The following is a 24,552-nucleotide window of genomic DNA, read 5'->3' as shown; positions in this document are numbered from 1 at the left end:
TCAGAACCGTGCCGATACGACGAGATAGGCGGCGCGACCTGGCGCCTCAAGCACGAACGGAGCCGGGCTCTGATACAACGCGTCGTAATAAAGCTTATTGAAGATGTTGTTCACGAACAGTTTGACTCTCCAGTTCTTGTTGAGCTTCGCCTCCGCGAACGCATCGAAGCGCCAGTAGCTCGGCAGTTGCGTGCCCTGGTTCGCCGCGAGGAACGTGCCGCCATAGATCTTGGAACGGTAGACCGCTTGCCCGCCGATCTCCCACATGTCCGTGAGCTGGTACTTCGTCAGCAGGCTGAACGATTGATGCGCGACATTGGCGAGCGGCAGGCCAACATTGGTCGTGTAGAGAATCGTATTCGCGGGCGGAACGAGCGATTTCGTCACCTCGGACTGCATCAGGACCAGTCCGCCGAACACGCTCCATTTGTCCGTGATCTTGCCGCCAAGGCCGAGGTCGATGCCGCGGATGCGGTAGGCGGCACCGGCACTGATGCAGGGCACGGTGCCGCTTGTGTTCGCGGGATAGGGACAGGATGCGGTGGCGGTCGCCGGCGTGATGTTGACCGATTCACGCGCGTTATCCTTCTCCGTCTGGAACAACGCCGCCGTCACCAACAGGTGCCGATCGAACAATTCCCATTTGGTTCCGAGTTCGATCGCCGTGTTCTTCTCGGGACCAAAGATCTGATTGGTGTTACCGTTCAGCACCGGCGAGAGTCCGCCATACGCCGTGCTGGTGCCGTCGAACTCCGCACCGACAGGATTCGAAGAGGTGGCATAGGCCGCATAGACACTTGCGATCGGAAGCGGCTTGAGCAGGATGCCCAAATTGAAGTTCGGCAGACCGAACTCGGCCGACTGCCTCCCGAACACGTTCGGAACACCGTTGACCGTGCCGAAGCCGCTCGTGTTGATCTTGTAATCATCGTAGCGGATGCCGCCGTTGAGGATGACGAGATCGTGGTAGTTGACGGTGTCGAGCAGGTAGCCGCTCGTGGTGTCGATCCCGATCTTGGTCGGGAGACCTGCAAGCGTCGGGGTCGTTCCGAACGGCAGGAACGTGTATTGCGGGTTGAACACGCTGACACCCGTGACCGAGCCCGTGCCCGAGAAAGGCGCGCCAATGGCTTCCGAACTCAAGCCGGTATACTTGTCGATGCTGGAGCGCTCCTGCGACACTTCAACACCGGCGAGCGCCGTATGGCGCCAGCCTCCGGTGTCGAATTTGTAGGTGGCTTCGGTCTGATTGGCCAGCATATCGGTGGTCTGATAGCGGCTCTGCGGATTGGCCGACAACGTCGAGAAAATGAGCGGGTTCACGAGGACCGGCGCCTCGGGCAGCGTGCCGATGTAATTCAACAGCGAGCGCGAGGCTCGGGTCTTGTTGCTGATCAAGAGGTCCGGCGTGACCTGCACTTCGGCGTTAATGGTGCCGATATCCTGCTTCACCTGCGAGAAGTCGCGATCGGTGAAACCGTACCAATTGTTGCGGTTGACGCCGAAATCCGGGAACGGGCCGCCTGCCTTGCTCGCCGTGCTCGGCCGGAAATAGGGCACACCGAAATCCGGCAGGCCATGAATATCCGTGTGAATATAGCCTGCGGTCACCTTCACCGCATCGATCGGCGTCCACTTCGCCGCAACGAATCCACCACCGCGGTCGTCGGACACGTAATCGCGGCCGGCAACGCCCGCGTCCTGGAACAGGCCGCCCGCGCGCACGGCAAGCGTCGGGCTGATCACCTGGTTGACGTCGAGCGTGACGCGCTTGGTGCGGTCGGTGCCGAACGTCGTATCCATGTTGTAGAAGCTGCCCTCCGTCGTCGCCTGCTTGGTGACGATGTTGATGGCGCCACCGGTGGTGCCGCGGCCGGCAAATGAAGAGCCGGGACCGCGCAGGATTTCGACCTGCTCGGTGAAGAAGTTCTCGCGGACGCTGACGCCGGCGTCACGCACGCTATCGATGAACACGTCGTTGCGGGCATCAAAGCCGCGGATGAAGAAGCGGTCGCCGAAGGCGTTGCCGCCCTCGCCGGTGCCGAGCGTGACACCGGCGGTGCTCAGCACGGCCTGCCGCAACGTGGTGGCGTTCTTGTCGTCCAGCACTTGCCTGGAGAGCACCGTGATCGTCTTCGGCGTGTTCAGGATCGGCTCGGGGAACTTTCCTGACGCCTGCACGCGATCGACCTTGTAGGGCGCGGCGGGATCCGCATAGGGATCGCGATCGGCGTTGAGCCCGCCGGCGTTGGGATAAGGCACGGCCGCAACCCGCGTCTGCTGCGTGCGACGTGACGCGCGCCTGAGTGCGGTGCGCGCGCGGACCTGATCCGGTGTCGGCTTGGTGTTGGCCGGCCGCGGCCGCGCCACCGGCGCTTCCACGTTCACGGGCGGCAAATTGGGTTGTTGCGCTTCGGCGCCGGAAAACGATGCGACCGCGATCAGGCCCGCGACCGTCGACACTTTCTTGCCCGAGCAGCCCTCAAGCCGTTCGCCGACCGAGTTGATCGCTACCACGAAACGCAGCGACCTCGGTGCCTTTACATTGCTCATCACTCGCCCCCGCGACGAATTCTGGTTTATGCGCTCTGAAGCGCGACGACGTGTCCCAGGGCGGGTGGTATCGGCGACGAAATTTCGGGTCAACGCGAATGCATGGATCGCTCGTTTGAATCGATCCAGATCAGAACGCTTCTAATCTGATTGTTTGAAACCATTCTAATAACGATTCTAAAGAGCGGGAAAACCGCTGCGAAATCAATCACCGCATGGTTCGGTCACGAACGAAGCTTAATCGGCGCTCGGCGGCTTCATCAATGAGAACAATTCATCCACCGTCCGCTGTGCGACCTGACGCACGCGATCGGTGTTCTCGCCTGCAATATTCACTCCATTCACCACCGCTTTGATCTCGTCGCGGAAATCGGTGAGGAAACGCAGCGGATCCTTCTGCTCGTTGGCAACGCGCGCGATCAATCCCGTGATCAGGATCTGACAGGCCATCATGCGTCCGTTCAGCTCGTCCATCGCTCACCCCGATTTCGCTCGCGGGCTGCGATATGGACGACATCGATTCCGGATTCAACTGGCTCGATACTCCCTCTTCCGCAAGCGGGAGAGGTGAAGAGAAGTTTCTATTTCACCGCGACGTCCGGGCCTTCGCCGAGCGACTTGATGCGATCCTTGATGTCCCGCAGCGTCTGAAGGCTGGCTTCGATCCTCTGATCGGGAATGTCGTGCAGCACGTCGGTTGCGATCGCATCACGCAGGCTGTCGAGATCGTCGACGAGCCGGCGGCCGCGATCGGTGAGGAACAGCCGGTTGGCGCGGCGGTCCTTCGGATCAGGCCGGCGCTCGAGCAGTCCGTGCTCGACCAGGCGGTCAAGCAGTCGTACCAGCGAGATTGGCTGCAATTCGAGCACATCGGCGAGGTCGACCTGCGACAGCCCCTCCTGCTCCCGCAGCCGAAACAGCACGATCCATTGCGCGCGCGTGGTGCCGCGCGTCTTCGCACGATGGTCGATATAGTTGCGCAACAGCCGCGAACTCTCGACAAGCTGCGAAACAAGCTGGCGTTTCAGATCGAGCGACATGTCGGTTTCAACAGGCGCATCAAGGGCTCCAGGAACGCGGTCCGAGATCGTGATCCGATGGACGGGATCTGGTCACGATCTCATCTCTTTTCTTTGTTTGAGCATGATCCGCGCAAGCGCTTCGCATTTGTCGGGAGGGAAAGCCGGTTTCCACTCTTCCGGATCATGCTTCTAAACCTTTCCAAATGTTTAGGATTCTCAAGTGTTAGTGTGTGTACGCATTAAGTGCTGACGTATTATATGGGTTCCCCGGAACGGTTTTAAACACCTATAATTGTCTTCGAACCCATGAGCGTGCATGTCCAGGTCACGAACGATAGGTTGGGTGCTGCTGGTCGCCGCCATCGGCGCCGCGGGCTATCTTGGTTGGCAGCGCTATGGCGGGGGGCACACCAAAGCTGACGGACAAAAGACTGCTGCCGCCGCCCGTCCACCCGTCCCGGTTCGGATTGCACGCGTCGAGACCGCCGATTTCCCGGTCTATTTGACCGGCCTTGGCACCGTGCAGGGCTTTAACACCGTCCAGGTCCGCACCCGCGTCGACGGACAAATCATGAAGATCGCCTTCCAGGAAGGCCAGCTCGTCAACAAGGGTGACGTCCTGGTGGAGATCGATCCACGCCCGTATCAGGCCGCGCTCGACCAGGCCACGGCCAAAAAGCAGCAGGACGAGGCGAATCTCGCCAACGCCAAGCTCGATCTGCAGCGTTTCACCCGGCTCGGCGAGTTCGCCACCCGCCAGCAGACCGATACCCAGCGCTCCATGGTCGCGCAATTGACGGCGCAAATCGCCGCCGACGATGCGGCGATCACGAATGCGCAGACGCAGCTCGATTACGCGACCGTCAAGGCGCCGATCACCGGGATCGCCGGCCTGCGCCAGGTCGATGTCGGCAACATCGTCAATGCCGCGACCCAGACCGGCATCGTCTCGATAGCCCAGATCGAGCCGATCGCGGTGATTTTCACCGCGCCCGAGGACCAATTGCCTGACATCAAGGCGGCGCTGGCGGCCTCCCCGCCCAAGACGATCGCCTACTCCACCGACGGCAAGCGCCTCCTCTCCACAGGCGTTCTTGCGCTGATCAACAACCAGGTCGATACGACCAGCGGAACCATCCGCCTGAAGGCGGTGTTCGAGAACAAGGACCACGCGCTGTGGCCGGGCCAGTCGGTATCGACGCGGCTCCTGGTGCGGACGCTGAAGGACGCGACCGTGGTTCCCGACGATGCCGTCCAGCATGGCACGGACGGACTTTACGCGTATACTGTCAGCCAGGAGAACAAGGCCGAGCTGCACCGGATCAAGGTCAGCTACTCGATCGACGGCAAATCCGTCGTCGATGAGGGGTTATCGCCGGGCCAGCAGGTGATTACCTCAGGCCAATACAAAGTTTCGCCCGGCGTGCTCGTGAGCACCGCGGTCGCGAGCTCGGATCCGACGCAATCCAAGGTGAAGCCGGAATGAGCTACGGCATTTCCGCTCCCTTCATCCGCTACCCCATCGGCACCTCGCTGCTGATGGCCGGCATTCTTTTTGTCGGCCTCGTGGCGTATCCGCTGCTGCCGGTCGCGCCGCTGCCGCAGGTCGACTTCCCGACCATCCAGATCACCGCGAATTTGCCGGGCGGCAGCCCGGAAACCATGGCGACCTCGGTGGCGCAGCCACTGGAACGCCAGTTCGCGCAGATCCCCGGCGTGGCCCAGATGACCTCGACGAGTTATCTCGGGACGTCGGCGGTCACCATCCAGTTCGACCTCAACCGCAACATCGACGGCGCCGCCAACGACGTCCAGTCCGCCATCAACGCGGCGAGCGGACAACTGCCGAAGAACCTGCCGTCGCCGCCGACCTACCGCAAGGTCAACCCGGCGGACTCCCCGATCATGCTGTTGTCGGCGACCTCGGAGACGCTGCCGCTGACCGAGGTGAGCGATGCCGTCGACGCGCAGCTTGCGCAGCAGATCAGCCAGATCTCCGGCGTGGCGCAGGTCATCATCGGCGGCCAGCAGAAGCCGTCGGTGCGGGTCCAGATCGATCCGGGCAAGCTGGTGGCAAAGGGCCTGTCGCTGGAAGACGTGCGCGCCGCCATCACTAGCGCCACCGTCGATAGCCCGAAGGGCAATATCGACGGCGACACCCGCGCCTATACGATTTACGCCAACGACCAGCTCCTGAAGGCTGCCCCCTGGAACGACGTCATCATCGCCTACCGCAATGGCGGCCCGTTGCGAATCCGCGATATCGGCCAGGCCGTCGCCGGTCCGGAAGACGCCAAGCAGGCGGCCTGGGCCAACGGCCAGCGCGGCGTGTTCCTTGTCATCTTCAAACAACCCGGCGCCAACGTCATCGACACCGTCGACAAGATCAAGGCAACCTTGCCGCGGTTGGTCGCCGCGATCCCGCCGGCGATCAAAATCGACGTCATCAGCGACCGCACCACCACGATCCGAGCCGCGGTCGAGGACGTGCAGTTCACCCTGCTGCTCACGATCGGGCTGGTCGTGATGGTGATCTTCGTCTTCCTGCGCAGCTTCTGGGCCACGGTCATCCCGACTGTGACGGTGCCGCTCGCCTTGCTCGGTGCCTGCGCGCTGATGTGGGTGTTCGGTTATACGCTGGACAACCTGTCCCTGATGGCGCTGACCATCGCGGTGGGTTTCGTGGTCGACGACGCCATCGTGATGCTGGAGAACATCACGCGCTACATCGAGGAAGGCGAGAAGCCGATGGCGGCCGCCTTCAAGGGCGCGAGCGAGATCGGGTTCACGATCGTCTCGATCAGCATCTCGCTGGTTGCGGTGCTGATCCCGCTGCTCCTGATGGGAGGCATCATCGGGCGCCTGTTCCGCGAATTCGCGGTCGTGCTGGCGATGACGATCTTCGTCTCGATGTTCGTGTCGCTGACGCTGACCCCGATGATGGCCTCGCGCTTCCTGCGCGCCCATGGCGAGACCAAGCACGGCCGCTTCTACCAGATCAGCGAGCGTGGCTTCGACGCCATGCTCCGGGGCTATCAAAACGTGCTCGACCTCGCATTGCGCTGGAAGTTCACGACGCTGATGATCTTCTTCGCGACGCTCGGCCTGTCGGTCTATCTGTTCGTTATCATTCCGAAGGGCTTTTTCCCGCAGCAGGATGTCGGCCTGATCACCGCGACCTCGGAAGCCAACCAGGACATTTCCTTCGTCGACATGAAGCGCAAGCAGGAAGCGCTCGGCAAGATCGCGCTCGCCGATCCTGACGTCGCGACGGTGGCCATGGCCATCGGCGGCAGCGGCCGGGCGGGCAATAACGGCGCCATGTACATCACGCTGAAGCCGCGCGACCAGCGCGCCGCCAGCGCGCAGCAGATCATCGCACGCCTGCGGCCGAAGCTCGAGCAGGTCGAAGGCGCCAGATTGTTCATGCAGGCGGCGCAGGACGTTCGCCTCGGCGGCCGACCGACCCGCACCCAGTTCGAATTCACGCTGCAGGACGCCAATCTCGCCGAGCTGAACGAATGGGCGCCGAAGATCCTGGCGAAGATGCAGACCTTGCCGGAACTGCGCGACGTCGCAACCGACCAGCAGACCAACGGCACCACGCTCGAACTGAAGATCAACCGCGACACCGCCTCGCGCTACGGCATCCAGCCGCAGCTCATCGACGACACGCTGTATGACGCGTTCGGCCAGCGCCAGGTGACGCAATATTTCACCCAGCTCAACAGCTATCACGTGATCCTGGAAGTGCTGCCCGAACTGCAGGCCAGCATCGACACGCTGAACAAGATCTATCTGAAATCGCCGCTGACCGGCGAGCAGGTGCCGGTGTCGACTTTTGCGACCTGGACCAGCGTGCCGGTGCGGCCGCTGTCGATCAGCCACCAGGGCCAGTTCCCGGCGATCACCATCAGCTTCAACCTTGCGCAGGGCGTCGCGCTGGGACAGGCGACCGATGCGGTGCAGAAGGCGATGGTCGACCTGGGAGCGCCGCCGACGCTGAATTCGAGCTTCCAGGGCACCGCGCAGGCGTTCCAGCAATCGCTGAGCACCGTGCCGCTACTGATCCTCGCCGCGCTCGTGGTCGTCTACCTGATCCTCGGCATCCTCTACGAGAGCTACATCCATCCGATCACCATCCTGTCGACGCTGCCGTCGGCCGGCGTCGGCGCGCTCGCGATCCTGATGGCGGCCGGCTTCGACTTCAGCCTGATCGCTCTGATCGGCATCATCCTCTTGATCGGCATCGTCAAGAAGAACGGCATCATGATGGTCGACTTCGCGATCGCGGCCGAGCGCGACGATCACCTGGAGCCGGAGGCCGCGATCCGGCAGGCCGCCCTGCTCCGCTTCCGCCCGATCATGATGACGACGATGGCGGCGCTGCTCGGCGGCGTGCCGCTGATGCTCGGCACCGGCACAGGATCGGAGATCCGCCAGCCGCTTGGCTACGCCATGGTCGGCGGCCTGATCGTCAGCCAGGCGCTGACGCTGTTCACGACGCCGGTGGTCTACCTCTATCTCGACAAGCTCTCCAATCTGTTCGCCGGCTGGAGCAGCTCGACCGATGCAGAGGACGAGGGGGAGCATCGGGAAGAGCGTTCCGTAAAGGAAGCCGCGGAGTAAGCGTCACCGTCATTGCGAGGAGCACGGCGACGGAGCAATCCATGCCGCTGCACGCGGAGACATGGATTGCTTCCCTGCGCTCGCAATGACATCTCGTAGGACGGGTAGAGCGCAGCGAAACCCATCATCTTCTTCGCCGCGGCAATTGATGGGTTTCGCTGCGCTCTCCCCATCCTACAGATATCACCTCGACGCGGCCCGCTCGACAGCGCGCGAAGTTTGCAAGATGCTGGATGATCTTGAGGAACAGCGTGCGCCACTCCGCCTGGTCGATCGACAGGGTTGCGGCTCTATTGGTCATGCTGCCTTCTATCCTTCGATGACATTGTATCCGGACGAGCAGCCGCGGGATGGCATCCGGACGCCGACGCTCGCGCGGGTCGGTCGGCGTCCCCTCGCTGGAGGCTTAGGAACCTTTGGAGTGCCCGCAGGTTGATTGGCCGAAGAGGACATATGCCGTCCTCCTGCTGCATATTCACACCGGAGGACTTATGGCCAAGCGCGTGAAGAAAAAGCGAGCGACTTCCCGGCGGACGCGACAACCGAAGAAGCTGAGCGATCTCTTCCACGAGACGCTCAAGGACATCTATTTCGCCGAGAACAAAATCATCAAGACTTTGCCGAAGATGGCGAAAGCCGCGCACTCGAGAGAGCTTGCGAACGCCTTCAACAAACATCTGCGCGAGACCCATGGACAGGTGAAGCGGCTGGATCAGATCTTCCGGATGCTTGGCAAGCCAGCCCGCGGCAAAACATGCGAGGCCATCAATGGCATCACCGATGAAGGCGCTGAGATCATGCGCGACTTCAAGGGAATGCCAGCACTCGATGCCGGCCTTCTGTCCGCAGCGCAGGCGGTAGAGCACTACGAAATCTCCCGCTACGGGACCCTGCGGACTTGGGCGGAAGAACTCGGCATGACGGATGCGGCAAAGCTGCTCCAGGCCACCCTCGCCGAGGAAGAGGCGACCGATCAAGCGCTGACAGAATTGGCCACCTCGGTGATCAATCTCGAAGCCGAGGAAGAGGAGGTGTCGGAAGCGGCCTAGAGCGCGATGGGCTCGGCACGCGATCATCGGCTAGGCATTTACTACCTAGTTAAATGGGTCCTCCAGATATCTAAGGAACGTTCTTCGGAACATGCACATTACCTCGAACAAGACGCTGAAAACGGCAACGAGGCGATGCACATCAGGCGAGCAAATACAGAGGGTCCCCATCCGCCGTCGGGCGCCTGGACCGTTGCGTCGCTGGTAGCTTTGTTGGGCGTTGCGCTCGCATCGGAATATCTCTTCCCAGCAACGAAGGAGCGTTCGGCTGATACACCGACCGGCCGTAGCGTTCAGGGCGAACCACTCGGAAACGACGACCGCGGTCGTCGGGCAACGAGGCCTTCTGAGATTCCTGCTTCGGGCTGGAAAGACATCGTTCTGCGCGTGTATGCGAACATATCGAAGCACCGAGTATTGGCCCTCGCAGCGGGAATGACCTACTACAGCATACTTGCCATTTTTCCGGCCATCGCGGCATTGGTCGCAATGTATGGACTATTCTCGGATCCTTCGACGATAGCACGGCAGCTCGATCAGCTCGGCGGATTTCTGCCCGGCGGGGCCATCGACGTCGCGCACGAACAGTTGACGCGGGTCGTGTCCAAGGGCTTGCAGACGCTTGGCTTGACCTTTCTGATCGGTCTGACGATTTCGCTGTGGAGCGCGAATGCGGCGATGAAGGCGCTTTTTGACACACTGAATATCATCCATGGCGAAGAAGAAAAGCGCGGCTTCCTCACACTGAATGCAATGTCGCTCGGTTTCACCATTAGCGGGGTCCTCTTCATCCTGGCTGCCCTCGGCTCCATCGTCGCGGTGCCTGTAATCCTCAACTACGTCGGCCTGCCCAATACGAGCGACATGCTCGTCCGCATGGGACGGTGGCCGGCGATGTACCTGATCCTCACGTTCGCCCTCGCCGTTGTCTATCGTTACGGTCCCAGCCGCGAGACACCCCGGTGGCGGTGGATCACGTGGGGCAGCGCAATAGCCGCCCTGCTGTGGCTCGCCGGCTCGGGGTTGTTCTCCTGGTACACGGCCAACTTTGGCAATTTCAACGAGACCTACGGCTCGCTCGGCGCCGTCATCGGCTTCATGACTTGGCTCTGGATGTCAGCGATCGTCATCCTTCTGGGGGCCGAGATCGATGCCGAGATGGAGCACCAGACCGCGCGCGATACCACAACCGGGACGCCGAAGCCGATGGGCATGCGAGGAGCCCGGATGGCAGACACCGTCGGTGCAGCCCAAGGAAGATGAGATGACGAACCTTTTTGAGCTTCCAACCTGGGCAGACGACGACCACATCTTTGTAGTGATCGAGACCCCTCGCGGAAGCACCTGCAAGCTCGACTTCGATCCGGAGCTGCGTGTGTTTACGCTCGCCAAGCCTCTGATGGCCGGCCTCCGCTATCCGTACGATTGGGGCTTTGTCCCATCGACCAAGGCGCAGGACGGTGATCCGCTCGACGTCCTAGTGATTCACGATGCGCAATCCTATCCCGGCGTGGTCTTGCGATGCAGACCGATCGGGATTCTCGAAGTCGAACAGAAAGGCAAGCGCAAGAAAGAGAGAAACGATCGCCTATTCGCCGTGCCCGACCGCACTCCCCTCGAGACCGATCTAAAGGACATCCGGCATCTTCCCTCGCGAGCGCACCAAGAGATTCAGCAGTTCTTTCTCGCGACGGATGCGCTTGAGAAAAAGGAGCTTGAGTTCCTAGGCTGGCGCGGCCCCAATCAGGCCATCAAGACCATCAAGCGGCTGTCCACGTAAGGGCAAAGCGAGCGTCGAGGCGCGCGCCCTGCCCCGGCGAACCGCGCTTAGCCCCAGCGCCTCCGCGAGTTTCGATTGGGCATTTGCTCACCTCGCAGATGCGCGGGTTCGTGCCCGTCGCCCCCACTGAGGGGCAGCCTAGAGCCTATGCCTTATTGGCAGGGTTGGCGAGTCATTGAACCGCCGGCTTCAACCACTTCGATCTACCGAGGAAGCCGCTATGGCTTGCTCAACTTCCTTAACCAGCGCTCGGTAATGTTCAGCAAGCTTGGCAAACAATGCTTTCTTGGTCGCGTTGGTGGCGAGCTTGCTGATTAGATCGCACTCCTCAGCTTCATTTCGAAGCTTCTCCAAGTGCGCCTGCATGTCCTTCATTGGCTTTGCTCTCCCAGCACCGGAAAAACTAGGCAAAGGGGAAACCCGATAGCAATAAATTAAGTAAATTGGTCCTCTGGGGAAACGGATTGTTGAGATGCGATTAGCTGCGCGTCTCTTCACCTCGATGCGCATGGATAGGGCGGGTTAGCGAAGCGTAACCCGCCGCCAGCCGAACGCTGCGAAGAAGATGGTGGATTACGCTGCGCTAATCCACCCTACACACTTGGCTCGTAGGATGGGTAGAGCGCAGCGAAACCCATCGATTCCGCCGCGAAGAAGATGATGGGTTTCGCTGCGCTCTATCCATCCTACAGATCTGCACCAGGGGGTCCTGCGCCAGCGCGGCGGCTGTGCCTGACAGCACGCTCCTGCCCACCTGCAGCACGGTGGCGAAGTCGGAAGCCTTCCAGTGCGAGCTCGATCGATTGATCCACGAGCAGGATCGTGAGGCCTTCACGATCCAGCAGACCTCCTCCCGCGCGGCGACGCAACGTTCACAGAGAGCAATTGTCGGCTCGGTGTTTTGAACGAGACCGTCTCGGGCGCTGAGATTTTTCCGCAAACGCTAACGCTTCTCAAAAGCTGATCTCTTGTCTGCGCTCGATCGACGCACCGATCGTCAGCATACTTATCGATTGACGTGCATCAAAGCCGGCCGCCTTGCCGTGGCGTTAGACTGCCAAGACTTCGAGCATGATGATGAAACGCAATGGCGCGTTCAACAACCGAAGAAGGCCCGCCCGCTCCGGGCGAGAAGTGAAATGCCAACTCCCAAAAATTTATCGCCGAAGAAACGAAAGCTGGTAGCTGGAGTCGTGGGGCTAGCCGCATTCGGAGGGGTGGGATTTTTCGCTCTCACCTCGCCCTGGCTCTGGTCGGCGACGCACCCCGCCCGCGATGTCGCCGACGGGGGTCCAGCCAACCTCGAAAACGGCAAGCTCATGTTCATCGCGGGCGATTGCGCGACCTGTCACGCAACGACGAATCAGAAGGATCATCTGAAGCTGGGCGGCGGGCGGGCGCTCGACACCGCGTTCGGCCGGTTCTACATGCCGAATATCTCGCCCGACCCGAAGGATGGCATCGGCAACTGGACGCTGGCCCAGTTCACCAAGGCGGTGCGCGAAGGTGTCGGCCCTGCCGACGTGATGCCGGACGGGAAGAATCTCTATCCTGCCTTCCCCTACACCTCGTACCAGCGCATGAGCGCCAACGATGTGCGCGACATGTTCGCCTACATCAAGACGCTCGAGCCCTTGCCCGGCAAAGCGCCCGACCACGACTTGAAATTCCCCTACAGCCTGCGCCGAGGCATCGGCGTGTGGCGCTTGGCGTTCCTCGACGGTCGGCCGATCGAGAATCAGTCTGTCGCCACCAAGCCCGCCACCAACGCAAGTGCGCAGCATGAGCTGGTTGCGCGCGGGCGCTATCTGGTCGAGGCTGCCGGGCACTGCGCCGAGTGCCACTCTCCCCGTGCCTTCACCGGCGCGATCAAGGCCGGCATGCATTACGGCGGCGGCCCCACGCCTGATGGCAAGGGATATTTTCCGAACATCAGCCAGGACGAGACCGGCATCAAGTTCTGGGCCACGAATTCCGTCGTGAACTACCTCAAGTCTGGCATCAGTCCACTCAACAAGACAGCGGGTGGCGACATGGCGGAGGTGATCGCGAACACGTCGCAGCTGCCGATCAATGAACTGCGGGCGATGGCGGCCTATCTGAAGACCGCGCCGGGTGTCGACAAGCCAGCGCCGGGCCAGCCCGAACCGAACTTGACTCCGCAGATCGTCATGATCCCGCTGCAGCAACATAACGTGGTGCTGCCGATCTCGGATGCCACGGCTGTCGGCAAGGCGGATTCGGTCTATGTCGTGAATACCAAGCCGTTCCACCTGGACGAGGCGGGCTTTGGCACCAAGGGGGGAGAGGCCGGAAAGCTGCTGGCCACAGCCCGCCTGAAGGTTCTTGAGCGCAAGAACAACCTGCTGAAGGTGAAGCTGGAGGGATGGCAGGTCGACGGCGTGCAGTCGGCGATCTTCGGCATGCAGGGCCAGCGGATGATGGTCGGTGTGCTCGACGAGGCCGCGATCGAGAAGTTGGAGCGCGGCCAGAAGGTGGCGTCTCAGTCGGGCCCGGCCTGGTCTCCCGTGAGCCTGACCGTCTGGATCGACAACACCGGGCTCAATACCGGTCTCGCCGATATGTGGAGCTACTCGTCCAGTCTGTACAACAGCTCATGCGGCACCTGCCACTCTCTGCCTGAGCCGCATCACTATCTGGCCAACCAGTGGATCGGTAATCTCGGTGCGATGCGTCGCTATACGTCGCTGACCACGGATCAGTACCGGTTGCTGCTCGGATATTTGCAGAACCACGCGCAGGACGTACACGCTGCAGAGGCCTCGGCGAAATGAGCGTGCTTCGTTCGCAGAACGTCCCCCGGTCACACACGGTCACGGCGGGCGTGGTCAATCAAGGCGATCTGCTCGGCCAGGCCATGGTGGCGGATTGGTTCAGTCGGCTCATCCTGCGTCCCTTGGACAAGGAGGCTGTATTGGCCAATCGCTTCGAGGACATGCTCGAGTTCATCGCGGATCTCGGCGATGAGCTGGGCATGGAAGCGGCGGCCCAGGCGATCATGGCGTTCTTGCGCGAGCATGCGCCGGAAGAGATCGAGAAGCGTCTCGGGCACGTCTACGTCGTGCTTTTCGAAGGCGTTTCCGGGCCGGAGGCGGTGTCTTTGTACGAGCGCTCCTATGCCGGGGAAACCCGACGCCAGTTCCAGACACCGCTCGTCGAAATGCTCTCCGTCCTCCGGGAGCTCGATGCATCCGTTGGCGCGGAGTGCCGCGAGCCCCCCGATCATCTGGCGATCGAGTTGGGCATCCTGGCCGAAGCCTTGCGGCAGGGCAACCACGCGCTCAGCCGTCATATGGCCAGGCGCCTGTCAAGGTGGGTCCCGGCAGTGAAGCATGCCGTGTCCCGAACGACACGTTCTGAATTCTACGGCGCTGTGTTCGCGCTGATCGACGCTTTCGTGTCCGGCCTTGCCTCGTCCCTCGGCGGGGATTGGGCGGAAGCCGAAGATTATTATTAGGAGACCGCGATGTCTGAGGTTCTTTCCTTCACTGCAAACACCGGCGTCAGCCGCCGTTCCTTCCTTAAGAGCTCCGCTCTGTTCGCTGCCCTCGGCGCCTCGGGAGGCTCCCTGCTGAGCCGCGGTGCGGCGGCTGAGCCGTCAAGCAAGACGATCCTGTCGGCGTCTCACTGGGGTGTGTTCCGGGGACATGTTGCCCATGGCCAGCTCGAGAAAGTGATCCCCTGGGAAGGTGATCCGCATCCCAACGTCATGCTGCAGGGCATGATGAATTCGATCTATTCCCCGAGCCGTATCAAATATCCGATGGTGCGGCGGGCGTGGCTCGAACAAGGCCCGGGCGCCGATCCCGCTGGGCGTGGCACGGGCGATTTCGTCCGGGTGAGTTGGGACAAGGCGCTCGATCTCGTTGCCGGCGAGCTTGACCGTGTGCGCACGAAGTATGGGCACAGCGCGATCTATGGCGGATCCTACGGGTGGAAGAGCGTAGGGAAGGTTCACAGCTGCCGCGTGCTGCTGTGGCGGCTGCTGAAGATGGGTGGCGGCTTCACCGGTTCAATCGGCAATTACTCGAACGGCGCCGCGTCGGTCATCCTGCCCCACGTCATCGGCTCGGTGGGCGTGGTCAATCAATGCTCCACATGGTCGAATGTCGCGAAGAACTCGAAGATCCTGGTGCTTTGGGGCAGCAACCCCATGATCACCAGCCAGATCGGCTGGATCGTGCCGGATCATGGCGTGTTCCAGGGACTGGAAGAGGTCAAGAAGGCCGGCGTCCGGGTCGTCTGCATCGACCCGATCCGCACGGAAACCTGTCAGTACCTCAATGGCGAGTGGATCGCGCCACGGCCGCAGACCGATGTCGCGATGATGCTCGGCATGGCCCATACGCTGTATGTGGAGGGCCTGCACGACAAGGACTTCATGAAAAAATACACGTCGGGCTTCGAGAAGTTCGTGCCCTATCTGCTGGGACAGACGGACGGCACGCCAAAAACGGCGGACTGGGCGTCCGCGATCTGCGGCATCGATGCGGCGACAATCAAGGATTTGGCACGCAGCTTCGCCAAGAACCGCACCATGATGGCCCTGGGCTGGTCGACGCAGCGGCAGCATCATGGCGAGCAGCCGCCATGGATGTTCGTGACGCTGGCGGCCATGCTCGGTCAGATCGGTCTGCCGGGCGGCGGCTTCGGGCTCGCCTATCACTACAGCGCCGGCAATCCAACCCATACTGCGCCGAGCCTGCCGGGCATGACGGACAGCCCCGCGAGCTCACCTGTGAATCTGCCTCCCGGTTGTTCCCGCGGTTCCACGAGCTCCTACTGCCTCGGCGGGGCGGCCTCGTCGATTCCGGTCTCCCGGGTGGTCGACATGCTGCTCAATCCGGGCAAGACGATCCAGTTCAACGGCTCGAAAGTCACGTATCCGGACATCAAGCTTGCCTATTGGGCGGGCGGCAATCCGTTCATGCATCATCAAAACCGCAACGAGATGGTCAAAGCGTGGAAGAAGATCGAGACGTTCATCGTCCATGACTTCCAATGGACGCCGACGGCGCGCTTCGCGGATATCGTGTTGCCGGTCACCACGTCGTACGAACGCAACGACATCGAGCAAGTCGGCGATTACGCGCTCAGCCACATCGTGCCGATGAAGAAGCTGATCGAGCCGATGTACGAGGCGCGCAGCGACTACGACATCTTCGCCGACCTCGCCGACCGCATCGGCAAGCGGTACGACTACACGGAAGGTCTGACGGAAATGGACTGGATCCGGAATTTCTATGAGTCAGCTCGCCTGGAAGCCCGGGCGAAGGGCATGGAGATGCCGGTTTTCGACGTATTCTGGAATCATAACGAGCCGCTGGCCTTCCCGCTGAAGGAGGAGCAGAAGGACTATGTCCAATACGCGAACTTCCGCGCGGATCCGCTGCTGAACGCGTTGGGCACACAGTCGGGCAAGATCGAGATCTTCTCGAACAATATCGCGAAGATGGGTTACGATGACTGCCCGCCCCACCCGACCTGGATGGAGCCGGTGGAGCGTCTGGATGGGCCGACGACGAAGTATCCGCTGCACATAGCGTCGAATCATCCGATCTACCGCCTGCACTCGCAGCTTTGCGGCACCAGCCTGCGCGAGACATACGCGGTGTCGGGGCGCGAACCCTGCTGGATGAGCCCGAAGGATGCCGCCGCGCGCGGCCTGAAGGACGGCGATGTGGCACGGGCGTTTAACGACCGCGGACAGATCCTGGTCGGGATCAAGGTCACCGATGAGATCCGGCCTGGCGTGATCCGTATTAGCGAAGGTGGCTGGTACGATCCGGTCAATCCGCGCGAACCCGGCACCCTCTGCCGCTATGGCGATGTCAATGTGCTCACAGTGAGCGAGGCGACATCGAAACTGGCTCAGGCCACCAGTGCTCAGACGGCGGTGGTCGAAGTCGAGAAGTACAAGGCTGCTATTCCCACGGTGGCAGTCTTCAGCGAGCCCGTGCGTCAGAAGGCCGGCTGAGAGGCGGCCAGGCTCGATGCAGAGCCTGTCATCGGGCCGCGCTTCGCGCGGACCCGGTGGCATCGCCCGGAATGACGACTGTGAGCCCGTAGGATGGGTAGAGCGAAGCGAAACCCATCCTACGGAGCTACATCACGCGCCGAGATAGGCCTTCTGCACCTGCGTGTCCTGCGCCAGCGCCGCGGCGGTGCCTGACAGTACGCTCCGGCCCACCTGGAGTACGGTGGCGAAGTCGGAGACTTCCAGCGCAAGCTCGATCGATTGCTCCGCGAGCAGGATCGTGAGGCCTTCACGATGCAGCCGGCCGAAGGTCTCGTACATCGACTCCACCACGGCCGGCGCCAGGCCGAGCGACGGCTCATCCAGCATCAACAGCTTCGGGTCGCTCATCAGCGCGCGACCGACGGCGAGCATCTGCCGCTCGCCGCCGGACATGGTGCCGGCGCGCTGGCTGCGACGCTCCTTCAAGCGCGGGAAGATCTCGTAGACGCGCTCGAGCAATGTCCTGGTGCGCGTCTTGTCCCGCAAGGGCGTGGCGCCAAGCAGAAGGTTGTTCTCCACGCTCTGCTGCACGAACAGCCGCCAGCCTTCCGGCGACAAAGCGAGCCCCTTGCGCACGATGGCGAACGCGCTCTGGCCCGCGATCGCCTCGCCATTGAAGTGGATGCTGCCGGCATGCACCGGGATCAGGCCCGCGATCGCGTTCAGCGTCGTGGTCTTGCCGCCGCCATTGGAGCCGAGCAGCGCGACCACGCTGCCCGCGGGCACTTCCAGCGACACGTCGGAGACGCCGATCAGGTCGCCGTAACGGACTTCCAGATGTTCGAGCTTCAGCAGCGGCCCGGTCATGTCGCGGGTCCGCCCATCAACTCGATCGGGGTGTGGCCGGCGGCGGCCTTGGCAGCGCGGGTGCCGAGATAGGCGGCGATGACGGCCGGATTGGACGTCACCTCGCGCGGGCTGCCGCGCGCGATCTCCTTGCCCTGGTGGAACACCATCACCCGGCTCGCCAGCGACATGATCACTTCCATGATGTGCTCGACGATCACGAGCGTGATGCCGGAGCGATGGATGTCGCGCACCAGTTCGATCGCAAGCTGCACCTCGCGCTGCGTCAGTCCGGCCATCGCTTCGTCGAGCAGCAGCACCTTGGGTTCGGTCGCGAGCGCCCGCGCAATCTCCAGCCGCTTGCGGCCGGGCGTGCCGAGCGAGCGCGCCGGCGCATCCGCCAGCCGTATCATGCCGACCCGCTCCAGCACAGTGCGCGCCTTGGTCTCGGCCTCAGCGCGATGCGGCGTGCGCAGGAAGGTGCCGATCATCACGTTTTCCAGCACCGTCATGCCCTCGAAGGTCTGCGGCACCTGGAAGGTGCGCGCCAGGCCGAGACGTGCGCGCTCCTCCGGCGGCAGCTCCGTGATGTCGTGATCCTCGAACAGCACCTGGCCCGACGTCAGCGCGAGATCGCCGGTCAGGCAATTGAAGAAGGTAGATTTGCCGGCGCCGTTCGGGCCGATCAGGCCGAGGATGTCGCCCTGCCCCAGCGTGACGCTGGCCGCATCGACCGCCTTGAAGCTGCCAAAAGCCTTGGTCACCCCGCGCGCCTCAAGAAGCATGGCTGGCCTCTTGCGCGATGCTTTCATCCATCGGCTTGGCGTGGCGCTTCGCCCCGAGACGGTTGATCAGCGCCAGGATGCCGCCGGGCTGGAAGCGCGCAATCAGCACGATGATGGCGCCGTAGACGACGAAGGTCAGGCCGGCGCCCTTGCCGCCCAGCAGGCTGTTGGAGATTTCCTCCAGCGGCACCAGGATCGCGGCGCCGACAAATGGGCCGAACAAGAGGCCGGCACCGCCGAGCGCCGCCATGATCAGGATCTTCACCGAGATCAGGATGCCGAGCCCGGACTCCGGATCGACGAAGCCGAACATCATCGCATAGAGCGCGCCGGCGACGCTGGTGAGTCCTGCGCTCAGCATGTAGGCGTAAAGCTTGATGCGGCTCGCAGGCGCGCCGAGCGAACGCGCCGCGCGCTCGGAATCCTTGATGGCGCGCAGGTAGAACCCCATCCGGCTGTTGGTCATCCACCAGGTGATGGCAAGCGTGATGATCAGGATCACCAGGAACAGATAGTAATATGGCAGCGCCGAGATAAAGGAGAGATCGAAGACGTTGCGCGGCACGGTTGGGCCGCTGAGGCCGACGGCCGCGCCGAGATATTCGGTGTTGGTGACGATCAGCCGTGCCAGTTCGGCGACCGCGATCGTCGCCATGCTGAAATAGTGGCCCGACAACCGCAGCGTCGGCCTGCCGATCACGGCGGCGATCAGGACGGCAAAGACGATGCCGGCGGGAATTCCGATCAGCGGCGACAGCGCGAAATGCGCATACGCGCCCATCGCGGCATAGGCGCCGCAGCCGAAGAACACGACGTGGCCGACCGAGACCTGTCCGGCATAGCCGCCGATGATGTTCCAGGCGGAGGCCGCGATCGCATAGAGCAGGACCAGCGCGCCGAGCCGCTGCTGGAACGGCGTCGTGAACACCAGCGGATAAGCGATCACCAGCGCGAGCGCGATCAGGAGCCAGAGAGCGCGCCGCATCACGTCTTGCCCATCAGGCCCTGTGGCCTGAACCAGAGGAAGCCGAGGAACAGCGTGTAGACCACGATGTCCTTGTAAACAGCGCCGATCAGATAGCCCGACAGCGACTCGATCACGCCGATCAGGAGTCCCGCCACCAGCGCGCCGGGCACGCTGCCGAAGCCGCCGAGCGAGACCGTGACGAAGGCGACGATGCCGAGCGTCTCGCCGACCGTCGGCACGATGTAGAAGAAGGTCGCGATCAGCGCGCCGGCAAGGCCGGTGGCGCCGGCCGCGATCGCCCAGGCGATCGCCTGCATGCTGTCGGGCCGGATGCCCATGAGCTGCGCGGCCGTCGCATCCTCGGCGACCGCCAGCATCCGCGAGCCGAGCGTGGTGCGCGTCAACAGAAGGTGCAGCCCGAGCGTCACCACCAGCGCGACCACGCCGGCCAGCAGCCGCGAGGCCTGGATGCGAATGCCGAAGATGTCGAAGGTGCCGCCGACGAGGTTTTCCGGCAGCGACAGGAAGTTGGCGCCGAACCACCAGAACACCGAATAGCGGAGCAATAGCGCGAGCCCGAAGGTGCCGAGGATCTGCGCCAGCATCGGCCCCTTCATGATGTCGCGGATCAGGCCGAAATAGACGATGACGCCGAGCGTGGCGAGCAACAGCGTCGCCAGCGGTGCGCCTATCAGCGGCCCGCCGCCGAGCAGCGTGTAGACGACGAACGCGACATACATGCCGAGCATGACGAAATCGCCATGGGCGAAGTTGACCACGTTCATCATGCCCCAGACCAGCGTCAGCCCGGAGGAGAACAGCGCGTAGACAGCTCCCAGCAGGAGGCCGCCGACGATCACCTGAACAAGCGTGAAGGTCATGAAAGCTTACGTCTATCCATCCGTGCCATCGTCATTGACGGCATATTGTGAGGGCGAAGCTCGTGCCCCGCCCTCACAGCTCATCACCAGCCCTTGTAGGGCATGATCGGCGTCTTCTCGGCGGTCGCCTTCGGCCAGACCGCGACGTAGTTCTCGCCGTCTTGCAACTGGATGATGAGGCCGGACGCCAGGATGTTCTGGCCCTTGTCGTCGAACTTGACGCCCTTGTAGCCCATCATGATCTGATCCGGCTTGAGGTCGGTCGCCTTCAACGCGGCCTGGATCTTGGCCGGTTCCGTCGAGCCGGCGCCGTCGATCGCCTCGCACAGCACGAACAACGCCTGCATCTGGCGCGCGACGGTGTCGTCCATGTCATCGCCGCTCTTGTCCTTGTACATCTTGGCGATGATCGCCGTCGGCGAGCCCGCGGGACCGACGCTCCATGACGAGCGGTTGAAGACGCCTTGCGAGATCTTGCCGACCGCCTTGATGAAGGACGGGTCGGAATAGCCGGAGTCGTCGGCGAGCAGCATCGGCGGTTTGTAGTCGAGCGCCTGCATCGTCTTGGCGAACAGGATCGCATCCGACGTATAGGAGATCGCGATGACGACGTCGGGCTTCTTCTCCTTGAGTTGCAGCACCTGGCTCTGCACGTCGGTCGCGTTGGTGGCATAGGCGACGTCGAGCGCAATCGCGATGCCCTTCTCCTTGAACGCCGTGGTGAGGGTGTTGGCGACGGAGGCGCCATATTCGGTGTTGTCGTGGAGGATCGCGATATTGTCGGTCTTTGCGCCGGCGGCCTTCATGTCGTTGAGGAATTCGTAATAGACCCGCGCGAAATCGGTCGCGATCGGCGTGACGCGGAAGAACCATTTGAAGCCGCGCTCGGTGAGGTTCGGCGCAACCGACTCGCCGTTGACGAAGGGGATGTTGTATTTCTCGGCGATCGCGCTCGCGGTCAGCGTGATGCCGGACTGATAGGCGCCGGTCAGCGCCACCACCTTCTCTTCCGTGATCAGCCGCAGCGCCTGGTTTTGCCCGGTCGCGGGGCTGCCCTGGTTATCGGCGTAGACGATCTCGACCTTGGCCCCGCCGAGGCCTGCGAGACCGCCATTCTTGGCGAGCGGGAAGTTGCCGAGCTCGGGATGCGGGTTGTTGATGATGTCGAGCGCGACATCGAACGCCTGCTTGACATGAACGCCGATGCTCGCGGCATTGCCGCTCATCGGGAAGATCCCGCCGATCTTGACGGTCTTGCCTTGGGCCGCGGCATTGCCCACCAGCGCGGCCGACATGACGGCAGCCGAAAACAGCCCGATGACATATGAAAATCTCATCTTCGAACGTCTCCAATATCCCTTGCCCGGTGCCGGGCTTTTTATGCATGGGAGACCCACGAGCCGTTGCAGCCCTCGCCCCCAATTTTCTTGGTACACCAGCATCGCATGGCACCCTGACCTCGGCAAGCCGAGCCGGGCGCGAGCGTGCACAGGCATCACGCAACCGATCGCACCGCTGCTTCAACGCTAGGCACTTGAGCGCTGTACGTGCGGCGTGCGCATTCGAGTGCGAGGTGGCACGTCACGGCGCGCGTGGTGATGAAGCGTTGCCCTTAATTCCCTATAAGGCTGACACTGATGGGCACGGCCGGTCTCGCATCCTGCAAACAACAAGCCGGACGGCATCGAAGCCAACCGCTGCTCCGATGCCCTTCTCGCGGCCGGCCGCATTTTGCCCGGAAACACCCGCCATACCTGCTTGCCAAGGCCCTGACCGAACAGTAGAAGGACCTCGCAGCGAGGCGGCGATTTGCCATGATCCCGCCCGCCGGCATTGCCCCGGCTATAGACTTAAGCTATTGATGCCGTTGAGCAATTCTTGGGGAATGGTGTAACGGTAGCACAACAGACTCTGACTCTGTTTGTCTTGGTTCGAATCCAGGTTCCCCAGCCAGACTAGGCAATCCCACCAACAGCCTGATCGGAAACCGGCTTTTCACCGCGGCCGATGGGACGGCTCATAGCGCTGTCGCTCCATCGCCATCCGAGCCCAGCACCCCTCACCTCGCGCCGCGCACCTGCATCACGAGTGTGTTGAACCTGGTGTTGAGCCCTGCGAGATCGAGGCGGCCGATGCCGGCTGCCCGAAGACATTTTTGACCGCAGCCACCGCCCAGCCCGGCCGGCTTGCCGAAGGTTGCCACCGGGACGCTGCCGGTGACGGGAAATCCGCGCGCGGCGAGCTTGGAGCGGACCGCGAGGCAGTAGTTGACCGAGAGGTGGGAGAAGCGCGTTTCGCCGTGGCCTGCGCGATATTTCATCGTGGCGGTGCAAAGGTCGCCGCCGGCAAGGCGCCACGCCTGCGCGAGGTACGTCACCCCGTAACGGATGTTGTTTTCGGGTATCGCGAGTTCGGCATTGCTTCCCGTGAAGCCCAACATGCGCGCCGTCGACGGCAGGATCTGCATCAACCCGATTTCGCCGACACCGCCGATTGCGCCGGGGTTGTAACCGCTCTCCACTGCCATCACCGCCTCGGCAATGGCCGGCGCCAGTCCCCGCCGCCCGGCCTCCTTCTCGATCAGCGCCCGATAGTAGGCCAGCGCGTCGCTACGGCTCATCGGCGATTCCGGCTTGGCTGGTGCTGAAGGACCAGCCAGCGGTCCGGCGAAGGGCGGGCTCGGCGCGGGCGCAGTGTCCGCAGGCACCTCGATCGCGGCGTAACGGACGGCGAAACTCGCATCGTTCGCGGCTGGCTCCGCCCGGCCGGCAGCCGTCATGAACGCGGCGGATAGTGCCGCCATTGCCACCACCAAGCCGCGCGATCGCTGCGATGCCGGTGCCGGCACGTTCAATCCTCCACGCGTGTGTTCGGACGCAACGAGAGCCGCATGCGCAGCGGCTGCGGCATATCGAGCGGCGTGCTGCCCACGCCATCCCCGATCAGAAGCGCGGACAGATCATGCGAGGCGTCATTGTCGAGGCCTTCCAACTCGATGCGCTGGACTTTGCCGTCGGGCATCACCCATACACGAACGACAATCGACGGAGGCGCCGCCCCGACATCAGAGGCGCGCCTTGCGACCGCGTCATGGAAGCGGAGCGCCGGCGTAGAGTCCGACGCCAGCCGCTCCTGCAATCGAAGCTGCAGGCGCTTGGCGAAGTCCTGCCAGGCCGCCGGCGCCTGGGCGGCGTTCAACCTGCCATCCACGTCGGTTGCGGCCTTCGCCGAGATTGGCTTGGCCCCGAGCAATACGGCAAGCGCGCCGAGCGCGACGCCGAGCGCCCGCGCGCCCCGTCGTCGCCACAAGATGCGGCTTCCGCCGGTATGGATAGCGGCCTTCATCCGCGTGCCGCGCGGCCTACTGGACCGTGTGCGGCAGATCGGTCTCGGCGACGCGATCGCGATCCGCCGCCGGCGTCGGCAAGGCTGTGCTGGCAGCGGGCGCATTCGGCGCCTTGGCCTTTGCCAGACTGGCCAGTTCTTCGCGCAGATAGGCCACGAGCTGCTGCACCAGGTGATCCCAGATTTCGATCTGCGCCCGCAGATTGTTCTGCGTCACGCCGCCCGCCAGCGAGAAATCGAGCGACAGAGCGAGGAACGGCGGGCTCAACTGCAGGCGCGCGAACCGGCGGGTTGCGTTCCAGCGGTTGACCAGGTCGAGAGGCAGTTCGCCCTGCACCTGCAGCACGGCAATGAGGGCGACATCGATGAAGCTCTGCTCGTCGCCGGCGATCCGGTTTCCGGGACGGACGTCGAACGCGAGCCCGTTGGTCCCGGAGCGCAGATAGGAGATGTTAGCGACCGGATCGGTCAGGGTCTCGACGCGATAGCCGGCGAGCTGAAACAGGTCGCGCAGGCTGTCGAGCGTCAGTTTGGTGATCGTGGCGTCGGACATGGAAGACTCCGTAACAGGCTTGTGGGTGAGCGGATCGTCAAATAGCAGCGGAATGCTGCCGGCGTGTGGTGCAGACGTTGCAGTGTTCCGACGACAATCCCCGCGTCATCGGCATCAAAAGGCGGCGCTTGCGGGCAGCACCTGGGATGGCCATTGCGCCGT

At 62.8% G+C, this 24,552-nt stretch carries 22 protein-coding genes and 1 tRNA gene; 10 read left to right on the top strand and 13 right to left on the bottom strand.

All coding sequences use genetic code 11. The features are described 5' to 3' along the window. The 3 genes from OZ411_RS31185 to OZ411_RS31175 form a co-directional block, all read right to left on the bottom strand. Entirely contained in the window at positions 1 to 2,553 is a 2,553-nt protein-coding gene (locus OZ411_RS31185) for a TonB-dependent receptor (protein WP_282531030.1), read from the bottom strand. A gap of 237 nt (positions 2,554 to 2,790) precedes the next feature. Beyond that, the gene (locus OZ411_RS31180; RefSeq protein WP_028164590.1) at positions 2,791 to 3,027 is read right to left on the bottom strand and encodes a hypothetical protein; all 237 of its coding nucleotides are present in this window, start codon (positions 3,025 to 3,027) and stop codon (positions 2,791 to 2,793) included. A gap of 107 nt (positions 3,028 to 3,134) precedes the next feature. Next, complete coding sequence (locus tag OZ411_RS31175) at positions 3,135 to 3,593, bottom strand: MarR family transcriptional regulator (RefSeq protein WP_282531029.1); 459 nt, start codon at positions 3,591 to 3,593, stop codon at positions 3,135 to 3,137. Between the two features lie 298 nt (positions 3,594 to 3,891). Between OZ411_RS31175 and OZ411_RS31170 the strand changes: the two genes are divergently transcribed. Then, positions 3,892 to 5,061: an efflux RND transporter periplasmic adaptor subunit gene (locus tag OZ411_RS31170; protein WP_282531028.1), complete on the top strand. Its 1,170-nt coding sequence runs from the start codon at positions 3,892 to 3,894 to the stop codon at positions 5,059 to 5,061. Beyond that, positions 5,058 to 8,204 carry an efflux RND transporter permease subunit gene (locus OZ411_RS31165; protein WP_282531027.1) on the top strand — a complete coding sequence of 1,049 codons (3,147 nt, stop codon included), beginning with the start codon at positions 5,058 to 5,060 and terminating at the stop codon, positions 8,202 to 8,204. The genes OZ411_RS31170 and OZ411_RS31165 overlap by 4 nt, the downstream gene beginning before the upstream one ends. Positions 8,205 to 8,328: 124 nt before the next feature. Here OZ411_RS31165 and OZ411_RS31160 read toward each other — a convergent pair whose 3' ends face one another. Continuing rightward, positions 8,329 to 8,505, bottom strand: a complete 177-nt coding sequence (locus OZ411_RS31160; RefSeq protein ID WP_282531026.1) for a hypothetical protein — start codon at positions 8,503 to 8,505, stop codon at positions 8,329 to 8,331. A gap of 190 nt (positions 8,506 to 8,695) precedes the next feature. On the opposite strand from OZ411_RS31160, the gene OZ411_RS31155 reads away from it, so the two are divergent. The 3 genes from OZ411_RS31155 to OZ411_RS31145 all read left to right on the top strand — a co-directional run bounded on the left by OZ411_RS31155 (position 8,696) and on the right by OZ411_RS31145 (position 11,033). Further along, entirely contained in the window at positions 8,696 to 9,253 is a 558-nt protein-coding gene (locus OZ411_RS31155) for a ferritin-like domain-containing protein (protein ID WP_282531025.1), read from the top strand. A gap of 135 nt (positions 9,254 to 9,388) precedes the next feature. Continuing rightward, entirely contained in the window at positions 9,389 to 10,516 is a 1,128-nt protein-coding gene (locus OZ411_RS31150) for a YihY/virulence factor BrkB family protein (RefSeq protein ID WP_130583160.1), read from the top strand. Continuing rightward, positions 10,497 to 11,033, top strand: coding sequence for an inorganic diphosphatase (locus OZ411_RS31145; protein ID WP_282531024.1), 537 nt, complete (start codon positions 10,497 to 10,499; stop codon positions 11,031 to 11,033). The genes OZ411_RS31150 and OZ411_RS31145 overlap by 20 nt, the downstream gene beginning before the upstream one ends. A gap of 189 nt (positions 11,034 to 11,222) precedes the next feature. Here the strand turns inward: OZ411_RS31145 and OZ411_RS31140 are convergent, their stop codons facing one another. Beyond that, positions 11,223 to 11,408 (bottom strand): hypothetical protein, encoded by a 186-nt coding sequence (locus tag OZ411_RS31140; RefSeq protein WP_130583154.1) that lies wholly within the window; start codon positions 11,406 to 11,408, stop codon positions 11,223 to 11,225. A 353-nt stretch (positions 11,409 to 11,761) separates the two neighbouring features. Here OZ411_RS31140 and OZ411_RS31135 point away from each other — a divergent pair, with 353 nt between their 5' ends. The 4 genes from OZ411_RS31135 to torA all read left to right on the top strand — a co-directional run bounded on the left by OZ411_RS31135 (position 11,762) and on the right by torA (position 17,031). Beyond that, positions 11,762 to 11,938 carry a hypothetical protein gene (locus OZ411_RS31135; protein ID WP_282531023.1) on the top strand — a complete coding sequence of 59 codons (177 nt, stop codon included), beginning with the start codon at positions 11,762 to 11,764 and terminating at the stop codon, positions 11,936 to 11,938. A 63-nt stretch (positions 11,939 to 12,001) separates the two neighbouring features. After that, positions 12,002 to 13,828 carry a c-type cytochrome gene (locus tag OZ411_RS31130; RefSeq protein WP_282531022.1) on the top strand — a complete coding sequence of 609 codons (1,827 nt, stop codon included), beginning with the start codon at positions 12,002 to 12,004 and terminating at the stop codon, positions 13,826 to 13,828. Further along, complete coding sequence (locus OZ411_RS31125; RefSeq protein WP_282531021.1) at positions 13,825 to 14,511, top strand: molecular chaperone TorD family protein; 687 nt, start codon at positions 13,825 to 13,827, stop codon at positions 14,509 to 14,511. Before OZ411_RS31130 ends, OZ411_RS31125 begins: the two co-directional genes overlap by 4 nt. A gap of 9 nt (positions 14,512 to 14,520) precedes the next feature. Continuing rightward, positions 14,521 to 17,031, top strand: a complete 2,511-nt coding sequence (gene torA / locus OZ411_RS31120; RefSeq protein ID WP_282531020.1) for a trimethylamine-N-oxide reductase TorA — start codon at positions 14,521 to 14,523, stop codon at positions 17,029 to 17,031. A 132-nt stretch (positions 17,032 to 17,163) separates the two neighbouring features. Here the strand turns inward: torA and OZ411_RS31115 are convergent, their stop codons facing one another. The 5 genes from OZ411_RS31115 to OZ411_RS31095 form a co-directional block, all read right to left on the bottom strand. Then, positions 17,164 to 17,880: an ABC transporter ATP-binding protein gene (locus tag OZ411_RS31115; protein ID WP_282531019.1), complete on the bottom strand. Its 717-nt coding sequence runs from the start codon at positions 17,878 to 17,880 to the stop codon at positions 17,164 to 17,166. Beyond that, the gene (locus OZ411_RS31110; RefSeq protein ID WP_282531018.1) at positions 17,877 to 18,644 is read right to left on the bottom strand and encodes an ABC transporter ATP-binding protein; all 768 of its coding nucleotides are present in this window, start codon (positions 18,642 to 18,644) and stop codon (positions 17,877 to 17,879) included. The genes OZ411_RS31115 and OZ411_RS31110 overlap by 4 nt, the downstream gene beginning before the upstream one ends. Further along, a complete protein-coding gene (locus OZ411_RS31105; protein WP_282531017.1) occupies positions 18,634 to 19,629 on the bottom strand; it encodes a branched-chain amino acid ABC transporter permease in 996 nt (331 codons plus the stop codon). Before OZ411_RS31105 ends, OZ411_RS31110 begins: the two co-directional genes overlap by 11 nt. Then, on the bottom strand, positions 19,629 to 20,492 hold the full coding sequence (locus OZ411_RS31100; protein ID WP_282531016.1) for a branched-chain amino acid ABC transporter permease: 864 nt from the start codon (positions 20,490 to 20,492) through the stop codon (positions 19,629 to 19,631). The genes OZ411_RS31105 and OZ411_RS31100 overlap by 1 nt, the downstream gene beginning before the upstream one ends. Before the next feature lie 83 nt (positions 20,493 to 20,575). Continuing rightward, the gene (locus tag OZ411_RS31095) at positions 20,576 to 21,829 is read right to left on the bottom strand and encodes an ABC transporter substrate-binding protein (RefSeq protein WP_282531015.1); all 1,254 of its coding nucleotides are present in this window, start codon (positions 21,827 to 21,829) and stop codon (positions 20,576 to 20,578) included. A 542-nt stretch (positions 21,830 to 22,371) separates the two neighbouring features. Here OZ411_RS31095 and OZ411_RS31090 point away from each other — a divergent pair. Then, positions 22,372 to 22,445 (top strand) — tRNA-Gln (locus OZ411_RS31090). A 106-nt stretch (positions 22,446 to 22,551) separates the two neighbouring features. On the opposite strand, the gene OZ411_RS31085 is transcribed toward OZ411_RS31090, so the two are convergent. From OZ411_RS31085 to OZ411_RS31075, 3 genes are read right to left on the bottom strand one after another with little or no spacing between them, the layout of a single operon-like run. Next, the gene (locus tag OZ411_RS31085) at positions 22,552 to 23,340 is read right to left on the bottom strand and encodes a transglycosylase SLT domain-containing protein (protein ID WP_282531014.1); all 789 of its coding nucleotides are present in this window, start codon (positions 23,338 to 23,340) and stop codon (positions 22,552 to 22,554) included. 2 nt (positions 23,341 to 23,342) lie between these two features. Further along, on the bottom strand, positions 23,343 to 23,801 hold the full coding sequence (locus OZ411_RS31080; protein WP_130581198.1) for a hypothetical protein: 459 nt from the start codon (positions 23,799 to 23,801) through the stop codon (positions 23,343 to 23,345). 52 nt (positions 23,802 to 23,853) lie between these two features. After that, positions 23,854 to 24,390 carry a YbjN domain-containing protein gene (locus tag OZ411_RS31075; RefSeq protein ID WP_282531013.1) on the bottom strand — a complete coding sequence of 179 codons (537 nt, stop codon included), beginning with the start codon at positions 24,388 to 24,390 and terminating at the stop codon, positions 23,854 to 23,856. Positions 24,391 to 24,552 lie beyond the last annotated feature (162 nt).

Source organism: Bradyrhizobium sp. Arg237L, from assembly GCF_029990105.1.
GTDB lineage: Bacteria > Pseudomonadota > Alphaproteobacteria > Rhizobiales > Xanthobacteraceae > Bradyrhizobium.
This window is presented reverse-complemented; position numbering and strand designations above follow the sequence as displayed.

Coding starts and splice junctions, on each gene's coding strand:
- OZ411_RS31185 (WP_282531030.1), bottom strand. CDS start 2,553: ATGAGCAATGTAAAGGCACCGAGGTCGCTGCGTTTCGTGGTAGCGATC.
- OZ411_RS31180 (WP_028164590.1), bottom strand. CDS start 3,027: ATGGACGAGCTGAACGGACGCATGATGGCCTGTCAGATCCTGATCACG.
- OZ411_RS31175 (WP_282531029.1), bottom strand. CDS start 3,593: ATGTCGCTCGATCTGAAACGCCAGCTTGTTTCGCAGCTTGTCGAGAGT.
- OZ411_RS31170 (WP_282531028.1), top strand. CDS start 3,892: ATGTCCAGGTCACGAACGATAGGTTGGGTGCTGCTGGTCGCCGCCATC.
- OZ411_RS31165 (WP_282531027.1), top strand. CDS start 5,058: ATGAGCTACGGCATTTCCGCTCCCTTCATCCGCTACCCCATCGGCACC.
- OZ411_RS31160 (WP_282531026.1), bottom strand. CDS start 8,505: ATGACCAATAGAGCCGCAACCCTGTCGATCGACCAGGCGGAGTGGCGC.
- OZ411_RS31155 (WP_282531025.1), top strand. CDS start 8,696: ATGGCCAAGCGCGTGAAGAAAAAGCGAGCGACTTCCCGGCGGACGCGA.
- OZ411_RS31150 (WP_130583160.1), top strand. CDS start 9,389: ATGCACATCAGGCGAGCAAATACAGAGGGTCCCCATCCGCCGTCGGGC.
- OZ411_RS31140 (WP_130583154.1), bottom strand. CDS start 11,408: ATGAAGGACATGCAGGCGCACTTGGAGAAGCTTCGAAATGAAGCTGAG.
- OZ411_RS31125 (WP_282531021.1), top strand. CDS start 13,825: ATGAGCGTGCTTCGTTCGCAGAACGTCCCCCGGTCACACACGGTCACG.
- torA (WP_282531020.1), top strand. CDS start 14,521: ATGTCTGAGGTTCTTTCCTTCACTGCAAACACCGGCGTCAGCCGCCGT.
- OZ411_RS31115 (WP_282531019.1), bottom strand. CDS start 17,880: ATGACCGGGCCGCTGCTGAAGCTCGAACATCTGGAAGTCCGTTACGGC.
- OZ411_RS31110 (WP_282531018.1), bottom strand. CDS start 18,644: ATGCTTCTTGAGGCGCGCGGGGTGACCAAGGCTTTTGGCAGCTTCAAG.
- OZ411_RS31105 (WP_282531017.1), bottom strand. CDS start 19,629: ATGCGGCGCGCTCTCTGGCTCCTGATCGCGCTCGCGCTGGTGATCGCT.
- OZ411_RS31100 (WP_282531016.1), bottom strand. CDS start 20,492: ATGACCTTCACGCTTGTTCAGGTGATCGTCGGCGGCCTCCTGCTGGGA.
- OZ411_RS31095 (WP_282531015.1), bottom strand. CDS start 21,829: ATGAGATTTTCATATGTCATCGGGCTGTTTTCGGCTGCCGTCATGTCG.
- OZ411_RS31075 (WP_282531013.1), bottom strand. CDS start 24,390: ATGTCCGACGCCACGATCACCAAACTGACGCTCGACAGCCTGCGCGAC.